The organism is Chryseobacterium viscerum, assembly GCF_025949665.1.
Lineage (GTDB): Bacteria > Bacteroidota > Bacteroidia > Flavobacteriales > Weeksellaceae > Chryseobacterium > Chryseobacterium viscerum_A.
In genome coordinates this window covers 2449278-2469074 of the sequence record NZ_JAPDFT010000001.1, presented here as the reverse complement: position 1 = coordinate 2469074, position 19797 = coordinate 2449278, and the positions used below count along the sequence as shown (strand labels likewise).

Here is a 19797-nt window from a genome sequence, read left to right as displayed (position 1 = left end):
TTTATGCAAGAATACTGTCCTTAATGATAATTTGAAAGCAATTAAGATAATTGCAAATAGTTATTAACCTTTTTTATTATACCAGCTTAAAAATTGCATTATTTTTACCGAATTATTTATAAATTAGAGCGTTAAAATTCAGGCTGTTATTATTATTTAAAATAACTAATAAAAACTCCACCAAACCAAAATATAACCATGGCAGAATATTACGCAAAATCAAGCAATTCTTTATCTTTTGAAGTTACAAGAGAAGAAAAATTAATTGGAAAACTTACTTATACAAGCTGGTTTAAATTTAATGCGGCCATTGAAATTGCAGGTGGACAAACCTATCAGATAGAGCCAAAAGGTTTTTGGGGAACCACTATTGAGCTGAAAGATCATGAAAGAGTACTTCTGAAATTCAGAATGAACTGGAATGGGGAAATTGTGGTTCAGACCTATTTTGATGGGATTAAAAATGGCTATCTTTTTAAACACAGAGGTATTTTTAAAGAATCATTTGTCCTTACAGATCAGGAAGGGGTTGAGCTGATGATTATAAAACCCCATCTTAAATGGACTTCCCTGAATTATGAATACCAGATTACTACATCTGATGCTTTTGAAACCTTTCCGGAAAACGAGATTGTTTTAATTAATGCTCTGCACTGCGCCAATTATTATATGTCGATGATAGCATCTGCCGTGATTTAAAAGATAATTTTAAACCTTAACAGAAATGTCATTCTGACGCAGGAAGAGTCTCATTAATGATTTATAAGTTGTTATTAATAAGATAAATATTTTTAACTACTTATCCAAAGCCTTTGAAACTGCCAGACTATCTTCCAGCAGTCTGTAGCGAGTAATTTTATTATTTTGAATATGCATCTGAATACAAAATAAAGACTCTACAATATTACCTGTTGCAAGCATTTTTGTTGCAAATTCTCCCGTAATAACAGCATTTTCAGCATCATTGAAAATATGGTCTATTTTAGCATAAACGGGTTCTGTATTTTTCCATAATAGTTCAAAAAAATCGGATACTTCTTGTTTATTATTTCTGATGCCTAGCCAGGGCGCTTGTTGTTCATTCCCAGGTATATACCAGTCTACTGTATCAGAAAACAGGTTTGTTAATTCTGCCAGATTTCTTTCCGAAAGAAACTGAAGAAATTGCTGCGTGGTTTCTTGGATGTTGTTGCTCATTGTAATTTATAATCAAGAATAGGATTTATATAAAGGTCTTAAGATAAGGAAAATATAAATCCTAATTACCAGAAATACAATTTTTCAGAAGAGATAATCAATAGTTGTATCATTATAGATTTTAATAAACTCTTTATTGATGAGCTATTTAATAAAGTAAGTTTTATGATTTGTATCATGTTTTTATTTAGAATTAATAAAAATAAGATAATTTTGCCAAACTAACTTAATTATAAACATGAAAAAAACAATTATTTCTGCAGCTCTATTAGCCGTAACAATGCTGAGTGCCCAGGAGACGGATACGATTAAAGTGGCTGAGATCCAGTCCGTATCACTTCAGGGAACCCACAATTACAGAACGAAAAAATCTGAATCAATTGCAAGACTTCCTCTGGAAAACCTTGAAAATCCTACCGTTTACAACTTTGTTCCCAAAGAAATCATCAGTGAAATGGGTGCAATGGATTTCAACACAGCGATGGCTTCTGCTCCCGGTGTAGTAGTAAGCAACAGTGTTAATGACAGTGGAAATGATATTTTTATGAGGGGTTTCAGTTCCAATGCAAGTTTCAGAAACGGACTGGTCCAAAATCCAAGAGTACAGTCCGAGATCGCTAATATCGAGAGAGTAGAAGTAATTAAGGGACCATCCGGAACCTTATTTGGAGGAACACTAGCCAATTATGGAGGTGTTGTAAATATTGTGACTAAAAAACCACAGGAAAACTTCGGGGGAATTATCAATTATACCACCGGAAGCTGGGGAATGAACAGAATTACAGCAGATGTGAATACTCCATTGAATAAAGAAAAAACAGCATTAGCTCGATTCAATGTTGCAGCATATTCTCAGGATTCTTTCCAGGATGCGGGTTATAACAAAGGATTGTTTTTCTCAGGAAGTGTTTTGTACAAAGTAAGCGACAAAACCACAGTAACACTTGATACCGAGTTCCACGCTCCGGATAAAACATTGAATGCTTATGTAAGAAACTCAGAAAAACTGACTTTACATTCAATGAAGGACCTGGAAGTAGCCTATAAAAGAGCCTTTACAAGTAATGATATCGGTTCCAAAAGAACCAATTTTGTGACGATGGCAGAGGTTACTCATAAATTCAATGACCAATGGACCTCAAGAACATCTTACCAAAGAGGGGAAGCGAATGAAAACGAATCTATCTTTTTAGTGCTTAGATATCTTAATAATAATCAGGTAGAAAGAATGATCCGCCCTTTCGACAGCTTTAAAGTGACCACAGATAATATCCAGCAGAATTTCACAGGAGATTTTAAAATAGGAGGCCTAAGAAACCGCCTCGTTGTGGGAATAGATTATTTCCAGCAAAGAACAAAATATCAATTCCCATACTATGAAGCCAACGGATACAGCAATGTTTTCATGCCTTATGACAAAGTGAATCTCGACAGCTCTTCAGCGTGGGATCCTATCTCAAGAAACAAATTCATGAACAAAGAAAGAAAATCCACAGAATCTGATATCACAACATTCAGAACCATCAGTGGTTATATTTCTAACGTTTTGAATATCACAGATAATTTGCTGGTAATGGCCAGTTTGAGAGTTGATAGCTATAAAAATGATGATACGGTTGTAAACGGTGTAGAAATTTCTACGAAAAACGGTTATCCGGAAAATAAGGTTACAGGGTACAGTCAGACCCAGTTTTCACCAAAATTCGGATTGGTTTATGAAATTATAAAAGATCAGATCTCATTCTTCGCCAATTATGTGAATGGATTTAAAAACTATGCTCCATCACTGAATGAAGTCGGTGTTTTAACAAAATGGGATCCGGAACAGGGAAATCAGATTGAAACAGGTTTTAAAGTAGATCTTTTCCATAAAAAATTACTGACAACGGTGAGCTATTATACTATTAATGTTAAAAACAGACTGGTTGCAGATCCGGGTGGGATTGGAAGTATTCAGGATGGTAATATCAAAAGTCAGGGATTGGAAATAAGCATTATTGCCAACCCTTTCAGAGGATGGAATATCGTTGCCGGATATGGATATAATGATAATAAATATGATGACCGAAGCAAAGACAGCGGAAAAAGAATCGCCTGGACTCCAAAACATGTAGCTAATCTATGGACAAGCTACAAAATTATGGATGGTGCTTATGAAGGACTTGGTTTCGGAGCCGGATTTAATTTTGTAGACCAAACTTACATCAACATTGTGAACCATTTTCTTGCTCCATCTTATACAACAGTAGGCGCCACTATTTTCTATGACAAGAAAAAATACAGAATCGGTCTGAAAATGAATAATGCTTTGAATGAAAACTATTGGAACTTCTACGGACAGCCACAAAAGCCAAGAGAAATCCTTGCCAATTTTGCCTTCAAATTTTAATGATTAAAAAACAAAAAATAATCTCAACGAAAATATAAGGATGAAAACCGCAAAGGTGCAAAGCTTTGATTTATAATACATACCTATTTCTGATGTCTTCAAATATGCTAAAGTAAATGGCAGCAGGAATAACTCTTTTCACTTTACAAACATGCCGTTATAAATTTTCTTGCGCCTTTGCATTTTCTGCAATTACATTCTTGAGTAGATGAAAACGATATGGAGAATAAAAAAACTAATCCTAAAAAAAAGCAAGGGAAATCCCTTACCAAAAGGATCACTGGCTGGCTGCATCTCTGGCTCGGACTGGTTTCCGGAATCATTGTGCTTACCGTTACACTTTCGGGGACTGTATTTGTCTTTTGTGATGAAATCATAGACCTGTGTGGCGGAAATGCTAAATACGTTCAGGCGCCGGCTCATGCTGAAAAAATGACACCTGAAGAATTGCTTGCCCGGTTTCATCAACAGGTTCCGGACAGAAAAGCATTCTATTTTGATACTTATAAAGAAGGAGACAGGAGCTTTAGAGTAGCATCGGCAACGAAGCCGCCTAAAGATAAAAACGCAGATAAAGCAGAAAAATCAAAGAAGAAAGGTCGTGGCCCAAGAGGAGTATTTGCCTATCATTATCTTGATCCTTACACCGGCAAAGTCATAGGTTCTACAAAAAGCTACGAGTTTTTCTATGTTGTAGCACATATTCATGCCCAGTTGCTGGCAGGGAAGTTCGGAAAAACCGTTGTCGGAATTGCGTCAATCATCTTTTTTGTCCAGCTCATCAGCGGATTGATTCTTTGGTGGCCTAAAAAATGGAACAAAACAACGAGAACAACAGCTTTTAAAATCAAATCAGGAACAAAATGGCGTAGGAAAAACTACGATTTTCACAATGTTTTTGGGTTTTATTCATTACTTCCGGCAATATTTATTACCATTACAGGACTGATTATGGCCTATGAAGTTTTAACAAATCTTACCCAGCAGGCTTTCGGTGGGGCTGTGGATGCCCATACCATTACAGAAAAATATGAGCCGAAATTTGATTCTGAGAAAAAAGCTTTGTCATATACTGATTTTGTAGACAGAAAATTCAAAGAGTTTCCCGATGCTAAGCAGTTCAGAATGAGTATTCCAAGAAATGATTCAGCAACAGTCTATCATGTGGTTGCAGCTCAGTTTATTGGCTTAAAAAGCCTTGTCAACGGGAAAAGTATAGAAACGAACAAATACACAGGAAAAGAAATTGATTATCCTAAAGAAGTTCAGATGCATGAAGTGATTGAACATATGAATTTTGATCTTCACGTAGGATACTGGGGCGGAATGTTCGGGAAAATATTCACCTTCATCATCGGAATAATCTGTACCAGTCTCCCGATCACCGGATTTCTGATCTGGTGGGGACGAAGAAACAAATCACCCAAAAAGAATAAAGAAATTAAAAATATTCATCAACACAGAAAAGATTCACACCATGAACAATTTGTTTAAAATTATATTCCTCCCATTATTTTTTCTCTTCACATTGGGAAAAACTCAGGAAAAACTGACGATAGGAGAGAAACAAAACCTATTTTCAAAAGTTTTAAATGAAAACAGGGAAATCTGGGTTCACCTGCCTAAAACTTATAACGATAATACAATCAGCCCTGCAAAATATCCGGTGATCTATCTCTTAGACGGAGAAATCAATTTTGAATATTATACAGGATTAATGGATTTCATTGCCAGAACTCCGTATGCCGATATTCCGGAATGTATTGTAGTAGGAATTAAAAATACAGAAAGAACAAGAGATCTTACTCCTACAAAATCTGAAAAGAAAAGTCCCGTAAATCCTGCTCTTACTCTTTTTGCAGACAGCGGAGGAGGTGAAAATTTTGTGAAATTCATGCAGGAGGAACTTAAGCCGTTCATCAGTAAAGGCTACAGAACTCAGGACTATTCTGTGTTGGTAGGGCATTCTTTCGGAGGATTGTTTGCCATCAATACATTTCTTTTACATCCTGATTATTTCAACGCCTATGTTGCTAATGATCCAAGTTTATGGTGGGATAACAAAATCACGATTTCAAGAGCAAAAGACTATTTAGAAAAGAATAAAAAGTTTCCTGCAAAGAAATCCTTATATGTTTCTCAGGCAGATAATGAAGAACAGCAGAAAAACTGGAATTCTGATATGACGCAGGCCATTGAAGAATTTAAAGGGATCATAGACAAAAATGGATCTCTGAATTATAAACATAGTTTTTTCACAGGAGAAACCCACGGAACTGTTTCCTATCCCGGAAATTACGAGGCTTTAAAATTCGTATTTAAAGGCTTCAGAACAGATATAAAACAGTTATCCAAAAATCCAAAACTGCTGGAAGAAGATTATAAAAAGTTTTCCGAAAAAATGGGAGCAGATTTTACTCCTTCAGAAACTTATCTGAATGTAGTGATCAAATTCATGAAGAGCAATAGTTTTAAAGAATCCGAAACTTATTTTATGAATCTGAAAAACAAATATTATTCTAAGAAATAGTACCCAAAAAAGCAAATCCGTTCATCAACAGATTTGCTTTTTTTATATATCTTAATTCTAAATTAAGTTTTGGCTAAAGCCAATGGAATGTTGATGAAAAGTAAAAACGGGCTAAAGCCCGTTCCTATTGATTGTTTTTCTCGCAGATTTTGTTGGTTGAGTAGATTTATTCTAAAAGCCTATCCACCCAGTTTGTCATTCCGTAGGAATCTAAATACTGTATTTAGCCATGGAAAAGAATTAAGGCATTTTTGGGATTGGAATTGACTTTTATGGATTAGAGTGTTGATATTAAGAGTATAGATTCCTACGGAATGGACAACTAAGTGTATAATTGATTATTCCGGTAGAAACCTAAATAGATTCTTTTTAAGAGCCCTTTGTTAATGCCTGTTATCACAATTGATCGGAAAATCCTTCTCTTTATTATCTAAAAAGCTAATGGAAGGACAGCCAAAAGACTGGGCAATAAACCCAAAAATAACAGGAGGTTTTCCTTTAAAAAGATGACCTGTCCATTGGGAAGCATTGACTTCATCGGCATCTATTCCATAAAGAGGTCTGAATTCTCCACCATCACTTCCTGCAAGACTAAATGTCTTCTCAGCAATCTTTTCTTTACGATCATTGGTAATGACTAATTTACGTTCTACAGTATTTCCTTCTTCAAGATAATCCTGCAGATAATAGGTCATATTTTCATACTGTGCCTGATAAGTCTTTCCCTGAATCAATTTTGAATGGGTAAAGTATTTTTTTGGAATATCTGTGCCTGCTTTTTGCCATTTTACAGCTTTCATTTTATTTTCCACAAAAGGGTTTTTATTCCCAAAATAGGCGATGGCATTATCGTATTTATCATAGTCTGTTATTTTTTGATGAGTCTCCACCTGAAAACCAAGCATGTAAGAGTCCGGATCTACCTCTTCACTGTCAGACATATAAGGACTTAAATAAGCAACTGCTTTTAATTGGCTGACAGGCTTTTTTTGAAGCGTATTAGACTGATAATTATAAATATACAGGGAATCATTTTCCGTGAGATGAATTCCATTAAGCAGTTTCTTTCTGCTGGGAGCATCCAGTTCAAAATGCTGTAGTTCTTCAAAAGACATCTGCTTCTGATCTTTAATGATATCCGCAGGAATAGGCTGAGCACCTTTATAAATATCCGAAACAGAAATGAAAATATCCACATCAGAATCTTTTTCTGCTGATGAAATGGTAGACAGGCTGAAAATATTAAAATTGGTGTAATCTATTTTCTCTTCAGTTTTTGTAAGTTTTATAGAATCATTTGTGGTTTTTGTTTCTGTGGTAGCTGTTTTCTTCTCTTCTTTCTGACAGCTCACAATAACGAGTTGAAAACATAAAAGTGCAGCAGCAGTTTTGATCTTCATTCTCTTTCTTAATAGCAGGGTATTTATCATATTTTAATTCATTTTGTAATAAGGCTCTGAAAAGTATTTGCTGGGTTTTATATAAGCCATCTTTCTCTCAGCATCAAAGATCCATATGAATCTGCGGAGCATATCGGCACCGAGATAACTGACATTTTGTGTTTTAAGTTCTCCTGAGAAAAAACCTACGGAAATATCTTTAAATGTATTATTTCCCAACTTAAAAAAAGGGAGAACGGCCTGTTTGGTAGTTAAAGTTTTTCCTTCCGAATTTTTCAGCGTTTTCTCTCCGGTTACCTTTAGTTTTTTATCCAGATGTTTTTCTTCAGCGAATTTGTTGCTGTAAAGAATTGCTCCTGAAAATCCGGATTGCAGTACAAAATAAGCTTCCTGCTGTTGGTCATCAATGATATTATCTCCGGCAAGGTAAAACCCGTCATGGTCTAAAATGATATTGATCGGCTGATACCCTTTCAGATCTGGAATTTTATCGTATATCACAAATCGGTTGTTGTCATAATCAATTTGAAATGCTTTCCCGCCAAAAATTCCTGTTCCTATCTTTCCGTCAGCTTCATGTCCGGTTAATTGATTATCAAAAAAGCGCACATTTTTCTGAGTGATTTTCCCAATTTCTATGGTATTATGGTCACTGACTTCGTCTTTGTTAAAAACAATATGATCCGCTTTCCGCTTTCGTTCGGGGGAAATTGAACAATCCTTCATTGCAATCTGAAACATCAGATCCAGTGAATCTTTTTTGTTGACAAAGGTTTTCACAATGATATTATTGTGTTTTGTAATCCGGAAGGGGATGGTCTGCTGTGCTTTCATACCATAAAATCCGGCAGAAAGCAGTATGAAAAGTACTGTTCTTTTGAGCATTATCAGTGATTAGTGTTTTAAAACTTTAAAATTACCTATTATCTTTGGAAAAGCAAATAATAAAATGAAATGGTTGAACAATTGCTTCAAAGCGGTATCTATTGGGAGAAGAAAGAATTCAAAAGAAATGAGTTCCTGAAGATTTCGGACAGTACTGATACCTCTATTTATTTTATTGAAAACGGCAGTGTCCGGATCTTTATGATGGATGAAAATGAAGAAAGGATTATTCGTTTCGGATACACCGGAAATATTATTGTCAGTCTGGATTCCTTTTTATCGGGAAAACCTTCAGATCTTTATATTCAGGCGATTAAGAAAACAACAGTAAGAATAGCTTCAAAAAAGGATTTTTATGAGTTTATACAATCCAGTGAAGAACATTTGAAATTTTGGATGGATATTCTGGAAGATCTGGTATTGCAGCAGCTCGAAAGGGAAAAAGATTTACTCATCAATGCTCCGGGAGAACGTTTTGAGAGGGTTTTAAAACGAAGTCCGAGGCTGTTTCAGGAAGTTCCCAATAAATACATTGCCAATTATCTGAGGATGTCGCCGGAAACTTTATCAAGGCTTAAAAAATCTTGAGTTCAGTCAAGATTTAAGAATGATCTGTTCAGGATATTTGCATAAAAAACGTAATGAAAATTTCAACCTTAGCATTATTAAATGAATTAAAGGACAGAACCAGCCAGCATTTAGAATATGCACAAACCCTCACCCTAAAAACAGAAGAAGAGCTGAACTTCAGAACTTCACAGGATAGCTGGAGTACATTGGAATGTCTGGAACATCTCAATCGCTACGGAAATTTTTATATTCCTGAAATCAGCCGCAATATTTCTTCTGCCGGGAAGTCTCCCCAACCTTATTTTAAGCCTGGAATTCTTGGGAACTATTTTGCAAAAAGTATGCTTCCCAAAGAGAAACTGAATAAGATGAAAACGCTTAAAACAATGAATCCTATCCACAGCAAATTGAATAAAGATGTAGTAGATACATTCATAAAACAGCAGGAAAGAATGCTTGAATTATTGGAAGCAGCACAGGATGTTGATCTGGAAAAAATAAAAACGAGTATAAGTATTTCAAAGCTGATCAAGCTTAAGCTGGGAGATACTTTCCGTTTTGTTATTTACCACAATCTAAGACATATTGGGCAGATAAAAAGAATTTTACCCCATTAAAAAGAAGCTATGATTTCCAAAAAAGCTTAATTTTAAACTAATGGAAATTATACATCAAAAAAATATATCAACCCCACTGGGAGAAATGATTGCCTGTGCCGTAGATCAGGGAATCTGTCTGCTGGAATTCACAGACCGGAAGAATATTGAAAAACAACTGAAGGCTTTATCAAAGGTTTTGAAAGCTGAAATTGTAGTGAAAGAACATCCTCATTTCAGACAGCTGGAAGAAGAACTGAAAGAATATTTTGAAGGAAAAAGAAGTCATTTTGAAGTTCCATTGTTTACTACAGGAACAGAGTTTCAGGAAAAAGTCTGGCAGCTTCTCCGTGAAATTCCGATGGGACAAATAAGAACGTATAAGCAGCAGTCAGAAATATTGGGAAATCCAAAGGCGATACGTGCCGTAGGAACAGCCAACGGAATTAATAAAATTGCCATTCTAATCCCCTGTCATCGGGTGATAGGTTCAAACGGAGAGTTGGTGGGTTATGCCGGTGGTATCTGGAGAAAACAAAAGCTGCTGGAGCTTGAAAAAGCTATTTTATTTTAAAGCTGAAGTTCCAATTCAGAAAATTATTGAAAAAAATAGATGTTCATTTTTCGGTTGTAAAACACGCTGCAATCTTTCTAATTTTGAATAAAAAAATTATGATCAGTTTTAAACAGTTACATCATGATGAAGAACCATTACTATTGGGTAATGTATGGAATGTAGAAAGTGCAAAAGTATACAAAAAAATGGGGTATAAAGCATTGGCAACCTCAAGTTCGGCAGTAGCACTTAGCTTAGGATATGAGGACGGAGAACAGATGACTTTTGAAGAATATTTTTATATGATTAAAAGGATCAAAGCTTCTGTTTCAATTCCTTTATCTGTAGATCTGGAATCCGGATATGGTCATGAAACTGATACCGTAGTGTCCAACATCATGAAGTTGATAGAAACAGGAGTATCCGGAATTAATATTGAAGATACATCCGTTATTGACGGAACCCGAAAGTTGACAGACAGAAACGTTTTTAATGAAAAACTGAAAGATATTTTTATAAAACTGGGTGAAAGCAGAGATAAAGTCTTTATCAATGTACGCACGGATCCCTTTTTATTGAATATCGAAAACGCGCTGGAAGAAACTCTGGAGAGGATAAAATTGTTTGAAGCGCTTAATGCTGATGGCGTTTTTATTCCTGGAATGACTTCTGAAAATGATATCAGGACCATTACAGAAGCTACTTCTCTTCCTGTGAATGTAATGTGTCTTCCTGATTTACCAGATTTTGATAAGCTTAAAAAACTAGACGTCAAAAGAATTACTTCAGGTGCTTTTATGTATAGACATATCTACAGAGAGCTTGAAAAAGCAAGTCAGAAGATTACAAATGAAAGAAGTTTTTCACCATTGTTTATTTAATCATGGAACTCACAGAAAAAATAATGTACGAGGCATCTTATACTAAAGATGTTTCATTTGAAGGGATATTCTGGATGGGCGTAAAAACCACGGGAATATTTTGCAGACCTACCTGTACAGCACGGAAGCCTAAATTTGAAAATGTAGAATTTTTTTCCAATACCAAAGATGCGATGCTAAAAGGCTATCGTCCCTGTAAAGTATGCAGACCCCTGGAAAATCTCAACGCAACACCACCGCATATTAAGGAATTACTGAAGGAAATTACCAATGATCCTACATTGAAGCTTAAAGATTATGATCTTGTAAAAAGAGGATTGGAGCCTGCAACAGTCCGCAGATGGTTTCTGAAACATCATGGAATAACTTTTCATGCTTTCCAGAGAATGTCAAAACTTAATACAGCATTTAAAAAACTCCAGCAGGGAGAATCGGTTACAGATGTAGCATTTGATACGGGGTATGACAGTCTGAGTGGTTTTAATGAGAGTTTTAAAAATATTTTTGGGGTATCTCCTAAAAATAATACGACGGAAAAGATCATTGATCTGAAGAGGATAGAAACTATGCTGGGAACCATGATAGCATGTGCCGATGAGCACGGGATCTGCCTTCTGGAATTTTCTGACAGAAAAGCGCTTCCCACAGAGCTGAAAAGTATCTCGGAACATTGTAAAGCTAATATTATTCAGGGAGAAAATCCACATTTTGATACTCTGGAAAAAGAGCTGAAAGAGTACTTTGAAGGAAAAAGAACCGAATTTACCGTTCCTCTTTCTCCGGTAGGAACCGCTTTTCAGAAAGAAGTCTGGAATATTTTACAGAAAATTCCTTACGGAGCAACAAGAAGCTATCAGGAACAGGCTGATATTCTGGGAAATCCTAAATCTGTAAGAGCAGTAGCTAATGCCAATGGCCTGAATAAGATATCCATTATAATACCTTGTCACCGTGTGATTGGAAGTAATGGACAGTTAACGGGGTATGGCGGAGGAATCTGGAGAAAACAAAAATTACTGGAATTGGAAAAGGCTATTTTGTTTTAGTATTTTTTTTAATATTTTTTCATTCAATCCAGCTGATAAAAGGAAAACTGATTAAAAAGAAGTAAAATCTTCAATGACTTGATATTGATTTTAAAAAAGGATTTGGCCGGAATAATATGTTAATAGAAAAATATCGGTAAAACAAAAATTAACGAAGTTTGGGAAAGATATTTCGTTCTGAATTTTGTAATTTTAAGCAAAAATTTACACGTGAAAAAGTTATTAGCAGCAGTTTGCATTTCAGTTTCAGCATTCAGTTTTGCCCAGGATTATTCTGTGCCGGCAGCAAGCCCGCGTCAGAAAGTGGAGCAGCAGTTTTCAATGTCCAAGATCTCTATCGACTACGGAAGACCAGGAGTGAAAGGGCGTAAGATTTTCGGAGAATTGGTTCCTTATGGTCAGGTTTGGAGAGCTGGAGCGAACTCGTCTACAAAAATTACTTTCGGACAGGCCGTTAATTTCGGTGGGAAAATGGTGCCTGCAGGAACTTATGGATTATTCATTGTTCCTACAGAAAAAGAATGGAAAGTGATTCTGAATAAAGATTTCCAACAGTGGGGAGCTTATACTTATGATCCTAAACAGGATGTAGTAGACGTTACCGTACCAGTAAATAAACTGACAGACAAACAGGAGTGGTTTGAAATCACCCTGAATCCTACAGACGAGAACACAGGAAACCTGGTAATCAAATGGGATATGGCTCAGGCAGAAGTTCCTTTGAAGCCATCAAAATTAGACACTGTGATTAAGATTTCTGACAAATTGAAAGAAATCAAGAAAATAGAATCAGATTCTACTAAAAAGAGCTAAACAATGAATTTTTCTGTTCAGCCTGTTTTAGAGAATGAAGAATTTCAATTAATTCCCTTGCAGCAAGGGGATTTTGAATCTTTATATGAAGTAGCTTCCGATCCCAAAGTCTGGGAACAACACCCAAGCAAAGACCGTTATAAGAAAGAGGTTTTTGAAAACTTTTTTACTGGAGCTATGGAGAGTAAAGGTGCTTTCAAAATTATTGAGAAAGCCTCCGGAGATGTATTGGGAAGCAGCCGTTATTATGATTTTGATGAAGAAGACAATCATATTTTCATCGGGTATACTTTCTATGGAACAAAATCATGGGGAAAAGGAATCAATCCTCAGGTTAAAAAACTGATGCTTGATTATATCTTCCAGTTTGTAGATAAGGTTCATTTTCATATCGGAAAAGAAAATTTTCGTTCACAGACAGCATTGGAAAGACTTGGAGGGAAAAAAATTGCTGAAGAAGAAGTTGCTTATTTTGCAGAGCCTACAAGAACCAATTTTGTATATGAAATCACAAAAGAAGCCTGGGTATGAAAAAATATAAAATTCAACAGTCACCATTTGTAGTCCCTACTACAGACGGAAAATTGATAGAAGAACATTGGGGAAACTCTACCGGAAATTCTAATGTTTCTATTGCTCATATGGTGGCACCTCCGGAATGGAGCGAGCCACACCAGACACCTGAATTTGATGAATTTACGTATATTATTTCAGGAAAAAAACAATTTGAAATTGATGGTGAGACTGTTACTCTGGAAAAAGGCCAGAGTATTCTTATTGAAAAAGGAGCAAGAATCCGCTACAGGAATCCATTTTCAGAACCTTGCGAATACCTTGCTATCTGTCTGCCAGCATTTTCTATGGAGCTGGTCAACAGGGAAGAGGAAGGAGTAGATTAAGGAAATTTTTAAAAAATAGAAAAGGCAAATCCATAGATTTGCCTTTTTTTATTGGATGTTAAATTAGAGTTATTTTTTTGAGATGCCCATGAATTCTATATTTTATTAAAGTTTTTTCAAAATTGATATTAATTGTTTTAAATTATTTTGTAAGTTCGCGGACTTAAAAAAATGAACTAATTAAATACATGAAAAACAAATTATCAATTGTGCTGTCACTAGGTATCGTACTTTCTACTACTTCATGCGCAACTATTTTTACAGGAACTCAGGATTCAATAGCTTTTTCTTCAAGCCCTGAAGGCGCAAAAGTATTTCACAAAGGAATAGAAAAATGTACAACACCTTGTACAACTAAAATCCCAAGAGCCTTGGGTAAGCAGATGGTGGCATTTGAAAAAGAAGGATTTGAGAAGAAAGAAGTGAAGCTGACAAAAAACTTTAATGCAGTAACTTTACTTAATATTATTCTGGGTGGTGCAATAGGAGTTGGTATCGATGCTGCAACAGGTTCTCTTACCAAATATTCTCCAAAAAAATATGACGTTGAACTGCAAGCTAAACCATAATTAAGCTAAAAATATAAAAGTAAAAAGGCAAATTCATTAATTCACGAATTTGCCTTTTTTATGCTTATTTCAAAATCTCTTTCAGGAACATCAGAGTGTGGTTCCATGCTCTTTTGGCCATGGTTTCATTATAATCCGGAGATTTGGGATCTGTGAAGGTATGTTTAGAATGGGCATACGTGATAATCTGCCAGTCGGCATTTCCTTCATTCATCTCTTTGATGAGGTTATTGTAATCATCTGGAGTTACTCCTCTGTCATCAGCTGGGTTTTCTACCAGGATCTTAGCAGTTAATGCTTCATTTTTTCGGCTCTGATCTCTTCCCAGACTTCCATGGATAGAAACCACTCCTGCAACTGGCAGATGTCCTCTGGCTGATTCTAATGCTCCGGTACCGCCAAAACAATAGCCAATAACAGCTGTTTTGTCAGAAATTGCTCCGTTTTTCTTCAGCTGTTCCAAAGCCAGAGAAATTCTTTTCTGGTATTCATTATAATTCTGTTTGTAGTATCCTGAACTTTTAGCAGCAGATTCATTGTCTGCAGGAATTTTTCCTTCACCATAAATATCAGCGATAAAGGCAATATAACCTTGTTTTTCTAGTTCAAGAGCTGCTGTTTTAGCTTCTTCATCAATCCCTTTCCAGGCTGGGAGAATAAGAACTCCGGGCAGTTTCTTTCCCGCATTGGAGGTAATTAAACCATTCAGTTTCTGTACTCCGTCCTGATAGGAAACAGTTTTAAGTTTCTGACTGAATAGGGTGCCTGAAGCCATGATCATTGTAGTTAATAAGATGGAACGTATCATAATTAATTATTTGTGAATTAGTGATTGTAAAACAGATTAAAATTAAGAAAATATTTAAATGAGTTAAACGTCAATTCCAAATTTCTTCAATTCCTTTGCTAAATCGGTATCAGGAAAAACCTGAATGGTAATGAAACCCAGAGACTGTGCTACTTCAATATTCTTCGGATTATCATCAATGAAAACCGATTCGTCAGCCTTGATATTGTATCTTTCTAATAGAACATGCCAAATTTCAGGATCAGGTTTTATAAGCTTTTCGGTTCCTGAAACTACAATTTTGCCCTCGAATATCTGGAAGAAATCATAGTTTTCCAATGCATAAGGGAAGGTTTCTTCAGACCAGTTAGTGAGTCCGAACAGGTGATAATCCGTGTTTTTCAGTTTTCTCAGCACTTCTACATTTTGTGGGATCTCACTTTTCAGCATAACGGTCCAGTTGTCGTAGAAAGCCCGGATTTCTTTTTCCCATTCAGGAAACTTTTTTACCTGGATTTCTGTTCCTTCTGCAAGACTTCTTCCTCTGTCCTGTTCTACATTCCATTCATCCTGGGCGATATTTTGCAGGAAGTATTCCATTTTTTCGTTATCGTTAAAATAATCTTTGAAAAAATATCTCGGATTCCAATCCATCAGTACCCCTCCGAAATCGAAAATAATGTTCTTGATTTTCATATTAATTGATATTGCTGTGAATCACCCCGTCAAAAAAATGAATTTTCGCCACTTTTTACGTTTTCAGTGGTAATAATTTATGAAAACGGAGTGTTTTGTGTTTTTACTTATTGTATATTTAGTCTTAAATCAGGCTTTATTTATTCTGGTCTGTAAAACTGATACTGTCCGTCTTTATAATACGCATTGATATGCTGAAGTCCATTGGTCAGGATGATTTCCCTGGCTCCGATAATTGAGTTATATCTGGCTGTCTGTTCGAATGTTTTTTCCGTTAATTTGATCTGCGGTGCTTTGCATTCTATCAGAATTATAGGTTCTGTTTTCTCGGTCACCAGGAGGTCAATACGTTTGGTCAGTCCATTCAGAACAATCTTTTTTTCGGTGATCAGGGCTGAGGTGGAATAGGATTTTACAGTAAGGTAATAATGTATCCAATGCTGCCTTACCCATTCCTCAGGAGTGAGCAGAAGATAAGTTTTACGAACCAAATCATAAATAAAAAACTTATCTTTGTCTTTCTTGAATTTAAAATCAAAAGTTTCCTGAAAATTCAGTTTTGGAAGTTCCATTAATAAGATGAAAGAATTAGATTTAATCCTCAAAAATATTAAAAATAAAGAAGTTTTACCTATTTATTTTTTCCACGGAGAAGAAGCCTACTTTATTGATGTTGCTGTGAAAGCCCTTGAACATAACTTTTTGGAAGAAGATGAAAAAGCTTTCAACCAAACGGTTACCTACGGAAAAGATACTTCTTATCAGGAAGTCCTTTCTCTGGCAAGACAGTTTCCGATGATGGGAGATAAGCAGGTGATTATAGTGAAAGAAGCTCAGGATTTACGATTCAATGAAGAAGAAAACAGAATTTTAGAATCTTATGTAGAAAACCCTGTTCCTTCTACAGTATTGGTTTTTGCACACAAGCACAAGAAACTGGACAGCCGGAAAAAGGCTGCTAAAGCTTTAGATAAAGCCAAAGCACTTTTTCTGAGCGAATCTGTAAAGGAAAGCAATCTTCCTAAATGGATTTCAGATGAATGTACAAAACTTAAGATCAATACTGCGCCCAATATTTCTCATCTTCTGGCAGAATATCTTGGTAACGACCTGTCAAGAATTGTCAATGAACTCAACAAATTAAAGATCATTCTTAAAGAAGGAGAAATCCTTGACGGTACCATTGTTGAAAATCATATAGGAATCAGTAAAGAATACAATATTTTTGAACTTCAAAAGGCTTTAGGAACCAAAAACGCCAATGCAGCCTTTAAAATTGCCCATTTTATGGGAAAGAATCCGAAGAACAATCCTTTTGTAATGATGCTGGCAAGCCTTTACAATTACTTTTCAAACGTTATTATCTACCAAACGATGGCTGGGCAGCCTCCACAGGCAATTGCATCCCAGATGGGGGTAAATCCTTACTTCATCAAAGATTATGCGGAAAGTGCCAGACTTTATCCTTTAAAACATGCCACAAGAGTCATTTCTATTTTACGGGAATTCGATATGAAAGGAAAGGGGCTTGGAGCTGTGAATATGGGGGAAGCGGAACTGATCAGAGAACTCGTATATAAGATCATCAATGTAGATAAGATTAAGATGAAGGTGTGAGGCGAGGTGACGAGATGCGGGGTATGCTAATTACGGGAAATGAAAACAGAAGTTTTTAATTTTTGTTACCCGAATCAAATAACTCGAATCGCGAACCCCGAACCCCACAAAAGTTACCATCGAAATTCAACATATCAGATATTGACAAGTATCATTAAAATAACTTTAAAAAGACGGTAAAAATTCCGAAATTAGCAGTCTTAATTCAAATTAAATCTTTTCGAACAAAGTAAATTATGGAGCAAAACATTTTAGATTGTGTGATCGTTGGATCTGGGCCTTCTGGCTTTACCGCTGCTATCTATGCAGCAAGAGCAGACTTGAAACCTGAATTGTATACAGGTTTGGAGCCGGGCGGACAATTAACCACCACCACAGAAGTTGACAACTTTCCAGGGTATCCAGCCGGGATTACAGGTCCTGAAATGATGATGGATCTGCAAAAACAGGCAGAAAGATTTGATACCAAAGTTCATTATGAAATGATCACTAAAGCTGAATTTTCTAAAGAAGTAGGCGGTGTTCACAAATTATATGCGGGAAACAAAGAGATCCTGGCAAAAACAGTAATCATCTCTACAGGAGCTACAGCAAAATATTTAGGTCTTGATGATGAGAAAAAATATGCAGGAGGCGGAGTTTCTGCTTGTGCTACATGTGATGGATTCTTTTACAGAGGAAAAGATGTAGTAGTAGTAGGAGCAGGAGATACAGCAGCTGAAGAGGCTACTTACCTTGCAAAACTATGTAAGAAAGTAACGCTATTGGTAAGAAAAGACGTTTTCAGAGCTTCAAAAGCAATGGTTCACAGAGTGGAAAATACTCCGAATATTGAAGTGAAATTCCACCATGAATTAATCGGGATTGAAGGAGAAAACAGCTTAGTAGAAAGAGCTGTGATCATCAACAACCAGACTCAGGAGAAATCTACAGTAGATGTTGAAGGAATCTTTATTGCAATTGGTCACAAACCGAATACTGATATCTTCGCAGGTCAGATAGATCTTGATGAGAATGGATATATCTTAACAGAGAAAGGTTCTTCAAGAACAAATCTTCCGGGAGTATTTGCAGCCGGAGATGTTCAGGATCATATCTACAGACAGGCTATTACAGCTGCAGGAAGCGGGTGTATGTCTGCAATGGATGCAGAAAAATACTTAGCTGAATTACATTAATACTATTCAATTTATACAATACAAAGCGTACCCGATGGGTGCGCTTTTTTCGTTTGTTTTTGTTGGAGAATCGCAAAGGGGCAAAGTTTTTCTATCCATTATGTATAATTTTAAGGCGTAAGAAAATCAAAGATTTTTAGCGAGAGATATAATAAGTATCCCGCAGATCAAGAAGATTACGCAGATTTTCCACTATCATCTGCGCAATCTGCAAAATCAGCGTGAGACATTTTACAGTATACAATTTTATCGGAGATAAAATACTTGCGCTTTATAAACGGTCTTTTTACTATTACTTGCGCCTTTGCGTTTTCCCAACATCTTCCATCAAACTTCAAGAAAAATCGTGAGAAAGCTAATGAAAACATTGATATATTTGTGAAATTGCAAAACGACTCGGAATTGCATGTAAGAAACTATAAACTGAACAAAAACGAATAAAAAATGAAAAGAGTAACCGCCATTGGAGGCATCTTCTTTAAGTGTAAAGACCCGGAACAAGTAAATGAATGGTATAAAACCCACCTGGGATTACCAACCAGCCCATACGGAGCCAAATTCGACTGGAAGGAAGCGGAGTCTGAAAAGAAAGGATATACACTATGGAGTCCTTTTAAAGAGTCTACCCAATATTTTGAACCTTCATCCAAAGAATTTATGATCAATTACCATGTAGAAAATATTGAAACACTGGTAGAAGAGCTAAAGAAAGAAGGAGTAACCGTCCTGGATGAGGTGGCTACTTACGAGTATGGAAAATTTGTACACATCCTTGATCCGGAAGGAAACAAGATCGAATTGTTTGAACCGGCAGGGGAATAAAAAGCAGAGAATGCTGTGATTGAAAATCCGGTACTAATAAATACACGTAAAGCTTGTCATTCAGAGCGGGACAAAGTGAAGCGTGGAATCTAAATGTTTTAATAAGTTTAGATTCCTGCGGAATGATAAACGTTATGGATAAACAATCATTCAATTGTGTCATTCCATAGGAATCCAGCTGGCTTTAAACACAAAAATGCTGTTCTGACTCATACCCCAACTGAAGACGTAATTATTCCCATCCTCTGGAGGGGTGGCGAAAATTCAAAGAATTTTTGACGGAGTGGTTTTCCGACACATCTTCCATATTGTTTTTCCGGCGAAAGAAGAATCTCACACATCCAAAAGATTCTTCCTTCGTCAGAA

General features: G+C 36.0%; 22 protein-coding genes. 16 read left to right on the top strand and 6 right to left on the bottom strand.

Annotation, left to right across the window (positions count from 1 at the left end; genetic code table 11):
* Positions 1–198 precede the first annotated feature (198 nt).
* Positions 199–699, top strand: coding sequence for a hypothetical protein (locus tag OL225_RS11210; RefSeq protein ID WP_047376745.1), 501 nt, complete (start codon positions 199–201; stop codon positions 697–699).
* A gap of 96 nt (positions 700–795) precedes the next feature.
* On the opposite strand, the gene OL225_RS11205 is transcribed toward OL225_RS11210, so the two are convergent.
* Positions 796–1197 (bottom strand): nuclear transport factor 2 family protein, encoded by a 402-nt coding sequence (locus tag OL225_RS11205; protein ID WP_264518311.1) that lies wholly within the window; start codon positions 1195–1197, stop codon positions 796–798.
* A gap of 238 nt (positions 1198–1435) precedes the next feature.
* On the opposite strand from OL225_RS11205, the gene OL225_RS11200 reads away from it, so the two are divergent.
* From OL225_RS11200 to OL225_RS11190, 3 genes are all read left to right on the top strand, one after another.
* Entirely contained in the window at positions 1436–3586 is a 2151-nt protein-coding gene (locus tag OL225_RS11200) for a TonB-dependent siderophore receptor (protein ID WP_264518310.1), read from the top strand.
* A gap of 219 nt (positions 3587–3805) precedes the next feature.
* The gene (locus OL225_RS11195) at positions 3806–5080 is read left to right on the top strand and encodes a PepSY-associated TM helix domain-containing protein (RefSeq protein ID WP_264518309.1); all 1275 of its coding nucleotides are present in this window, start codon (positions 3806–3808) and stop codon (positions 5078–5080) included.
* The gene (locus OL225_RS11190; RefSeq protein WP_264518308.1) at positions 5064–6116 is read left to right on the top strand and encodes an alpha/beta hydrolase; all 1053 of its coding nucleotides are present in this window, start codon (positions 5064–5066) and stop codon (positions 6114–6116) included. The genes OL225_RS11195 and OL225_RS11190 overlap by 17 nt, the downstream gene beginning before the upstream one ends.
* A gap of 383 nt (positions 6117–6499) precedes the next feature.
* Here the strand turns inward: OL225_RS11190 and OL225_RS11185 are convergent, their stop codons facing one another.
* Positions 6500–7546, bottom strand: coding sequence for a hypothetical protein (locus tag OL225_RS11185; RefSeq protein ID WP_264518307.1), 1047 nt, complete (start codon positions 7544–7546; stop codon positions 6500–6502).
* Between the two features lie 3 nt (positions 7547–7549).
* Positions 7550–8401 (bottom strand): hypothetical protein, encoded by an 852-nt coding sequence (locus tag OL225_RS11180; RefSeq protein ID WP_264518306.1) that lies wholly within the window; start codon positions 8399–8401, stop codon positions 7550–7552.
* Between the two features lie 69 nt (positions 8402–8470).
* Between OL225_RS11180 and OL225_RS11175 the strand changes: the two genes are divergently transcribed.
* The 9 genes from OL225_RS11175 (at position 8471) to OL225_RS11130 (ending at position 14331) form a co-directional block, all read left to right on the top strand.
* Positions 8471–8989 carry a Crp/Fnr family transcriptional regulator gene (locus tag OL225_RS11175; protein WP_264518305.1) on the top strand — a complete coding sequence of 173 codons (519 nt, stop codon included), beginning with the start codon at positions 8471–8473 and terminating at the stop codon, positions 8987–8989.
* A gap of 53 nt (positions 8990–9042) precedes the next feature.
* A complete protein-coding gene (locus OL225_RS11170) occupies positions 9043–9588 on the top strand; it encodes a DinB family protein (RefSeq protein ID WP_264518304.1) in 546 nt (181 codons plus the stop codon).
* A 40-nt stretch (positions 9589–9628) separates the two neighbouring features.
* The gene (locus OL225_RS11165) at positions 9629–10141 is read left to right on the top strand and encodes a methylated-DNA--[protein]-cysteine S-methyltransferase (RefSeq protein WP_264518303.1); all 513 of its coding nucleotides are present in this window, start codon (positions 9629–9631) and stop codon (positions 10139–10141) included.
* Between the two features lie 98 nt (positions 10142–10239).
* On the top strand, positions 10240–11004 hold the full coding sequence (locus OL225_RS11160; RefSeq protein WP_264518302.1) for an isocitrate lyase/PEP mutase family protein: 765 nt from the start codon (positions 10240–10242) through the stop codon (positions 11002–11004).
* 2 nt (positions 11005–11006) lie between these two features.
* On the top strand, positions 11007–12050 hold the full coding sequence (locus tag OL225_RS22025) for a bifunctional transcriptional activator/DNA repair enzyme AdaA (protein ID WP_047376736.1): 1044 nt from the start codon (positions 11007–11009) through the stop codon (positions 12048–12050).
* A gap of 210 nt (positions 12051–12260) precedes the next feature.
* A complete protein-coding gene (locus tag OL225_RS11145) occupies positions 12261–12863 on the top strand; it encodes a DUF2911 domain-containing protein (RefSeq protein ID WP_047376735.1) in 603 nt (200 codons plus the stop codon).
* Positions 12864–12866: 3 nt separating this feature from the next.
* Positions 12867–13394: a GNAT family N-acetyltransferase gene (locus OL225_RS11140; protein ID WP_047376734.1), complete on the top strand. Its 528-nt coding sequence runs from the start codon at positions 12867–12869 to the stop codon at positions 13392–13394.
* Complete coding sequence (locus tag OL225_RS11135; RefSeq protein WP_264518301.1) at positions 13391–13762, top strand: cupin domain-containing protein; 372 nt, start codon at positions 13391–13393, stop codon at positions 13760–13762. Before OL225_RS11140 ends, OL225_RS11135 begins: the two co-directional genes overlap by 4 nt.
* Before the next feature lie 188 nt (positions 13763–13950).
* Positions 13951–14331, top strand: a complete 381-nt coding sequence (locus OL225_RS11130; protein WP_264518300.1) for a PEGA domain-containing protein — start codon at positions 13951–13953, stop codon at positions 14329–14331.
* Positions 14332–14395: 64 nt separating this feature from the next.
* Here the strand turns inward: OL225_RS11130 and OL225_RS11125 are convergent, their stop codons facing one another.
* The 3 genes from OL225_RS11125 to OL225_RS11115 form a co-directional block, all read right to left on the bottom strand.
* Positions 14396–15139, bottom strand: a complete 744-nt coding sequence (locus OL225_RS11125; protein ID WP_264518299.1) for a dienelactone hydrolase family protein — start codon at positions 15137–15139, stop codon at positions 14396–14398.
* 63 nt (positions 15140–15202) lie between these two features.
* A complete protein-coding gene (locus OL225_RS11120; RefSeq protein WP_264518298.1) occupies positions 15203–15814 on the bottom strand; it encodes an HAD family hydrolase in 612 nt (203 codons plus the stop codon).
* Positions 15815–15954: 140 nt separating this feature from the next.
* Positions 15955–16386 (bottom strand): type I restriction enzyme HsdR N-terminal domain-containing protein, encoded by a 432-nt coding sequence (locus OL225_RS11115; protein WP_264518297.1) that lies wholly within the window; start codon positions 16384–16386, stop codon positions 15955–15957.
* Positions 16387–16393: 7 nt separating this feature from the next.
* On the opposite strand from OL225_RS11115, the gene holA reads away from it, so the two are divergent.
* The 3 genes from holA to OL225_RS11100 all read left to right on the top strand — a co-directional run bounded on the left by holA (position 16394) and on the right by OL225_RS11100 (position 19431).
* Entirely contained in the window at positions 16394–17431 is a 1038-nt protein-coding gene (holA, locus tag OL225_RS11110; RefSeq protein WP_264518296.1) for a DNA polymerase III subunit delta, read from the top strand.
* Positions 17432–17667: 236 nt separating this feature from the next.
* On the top strand, positions 17668–18609 hold the full coding sequence (gene trxB / locus OL225_RS11105; RefSeq protein WP_264518295.1) for a thioredoxin-disulfide reductase: 942 nt from the start codon (positions 17668–17670) through the stop codon (positions 18607–18609).
* 444 nt (positions 18610–19053) lie between these two features.
* Positions 19054–19431: a VOC family protein gene (locus OL225_RS11100; protein WP_047376726.1), complete on the top strand. Its 378-nt coding sequence runs from the start codon at positions 19054–19056 to the stop codon at positions 19429–19431.
* Positions 19432–19797 lie beyond the last annotated feature (366 nt).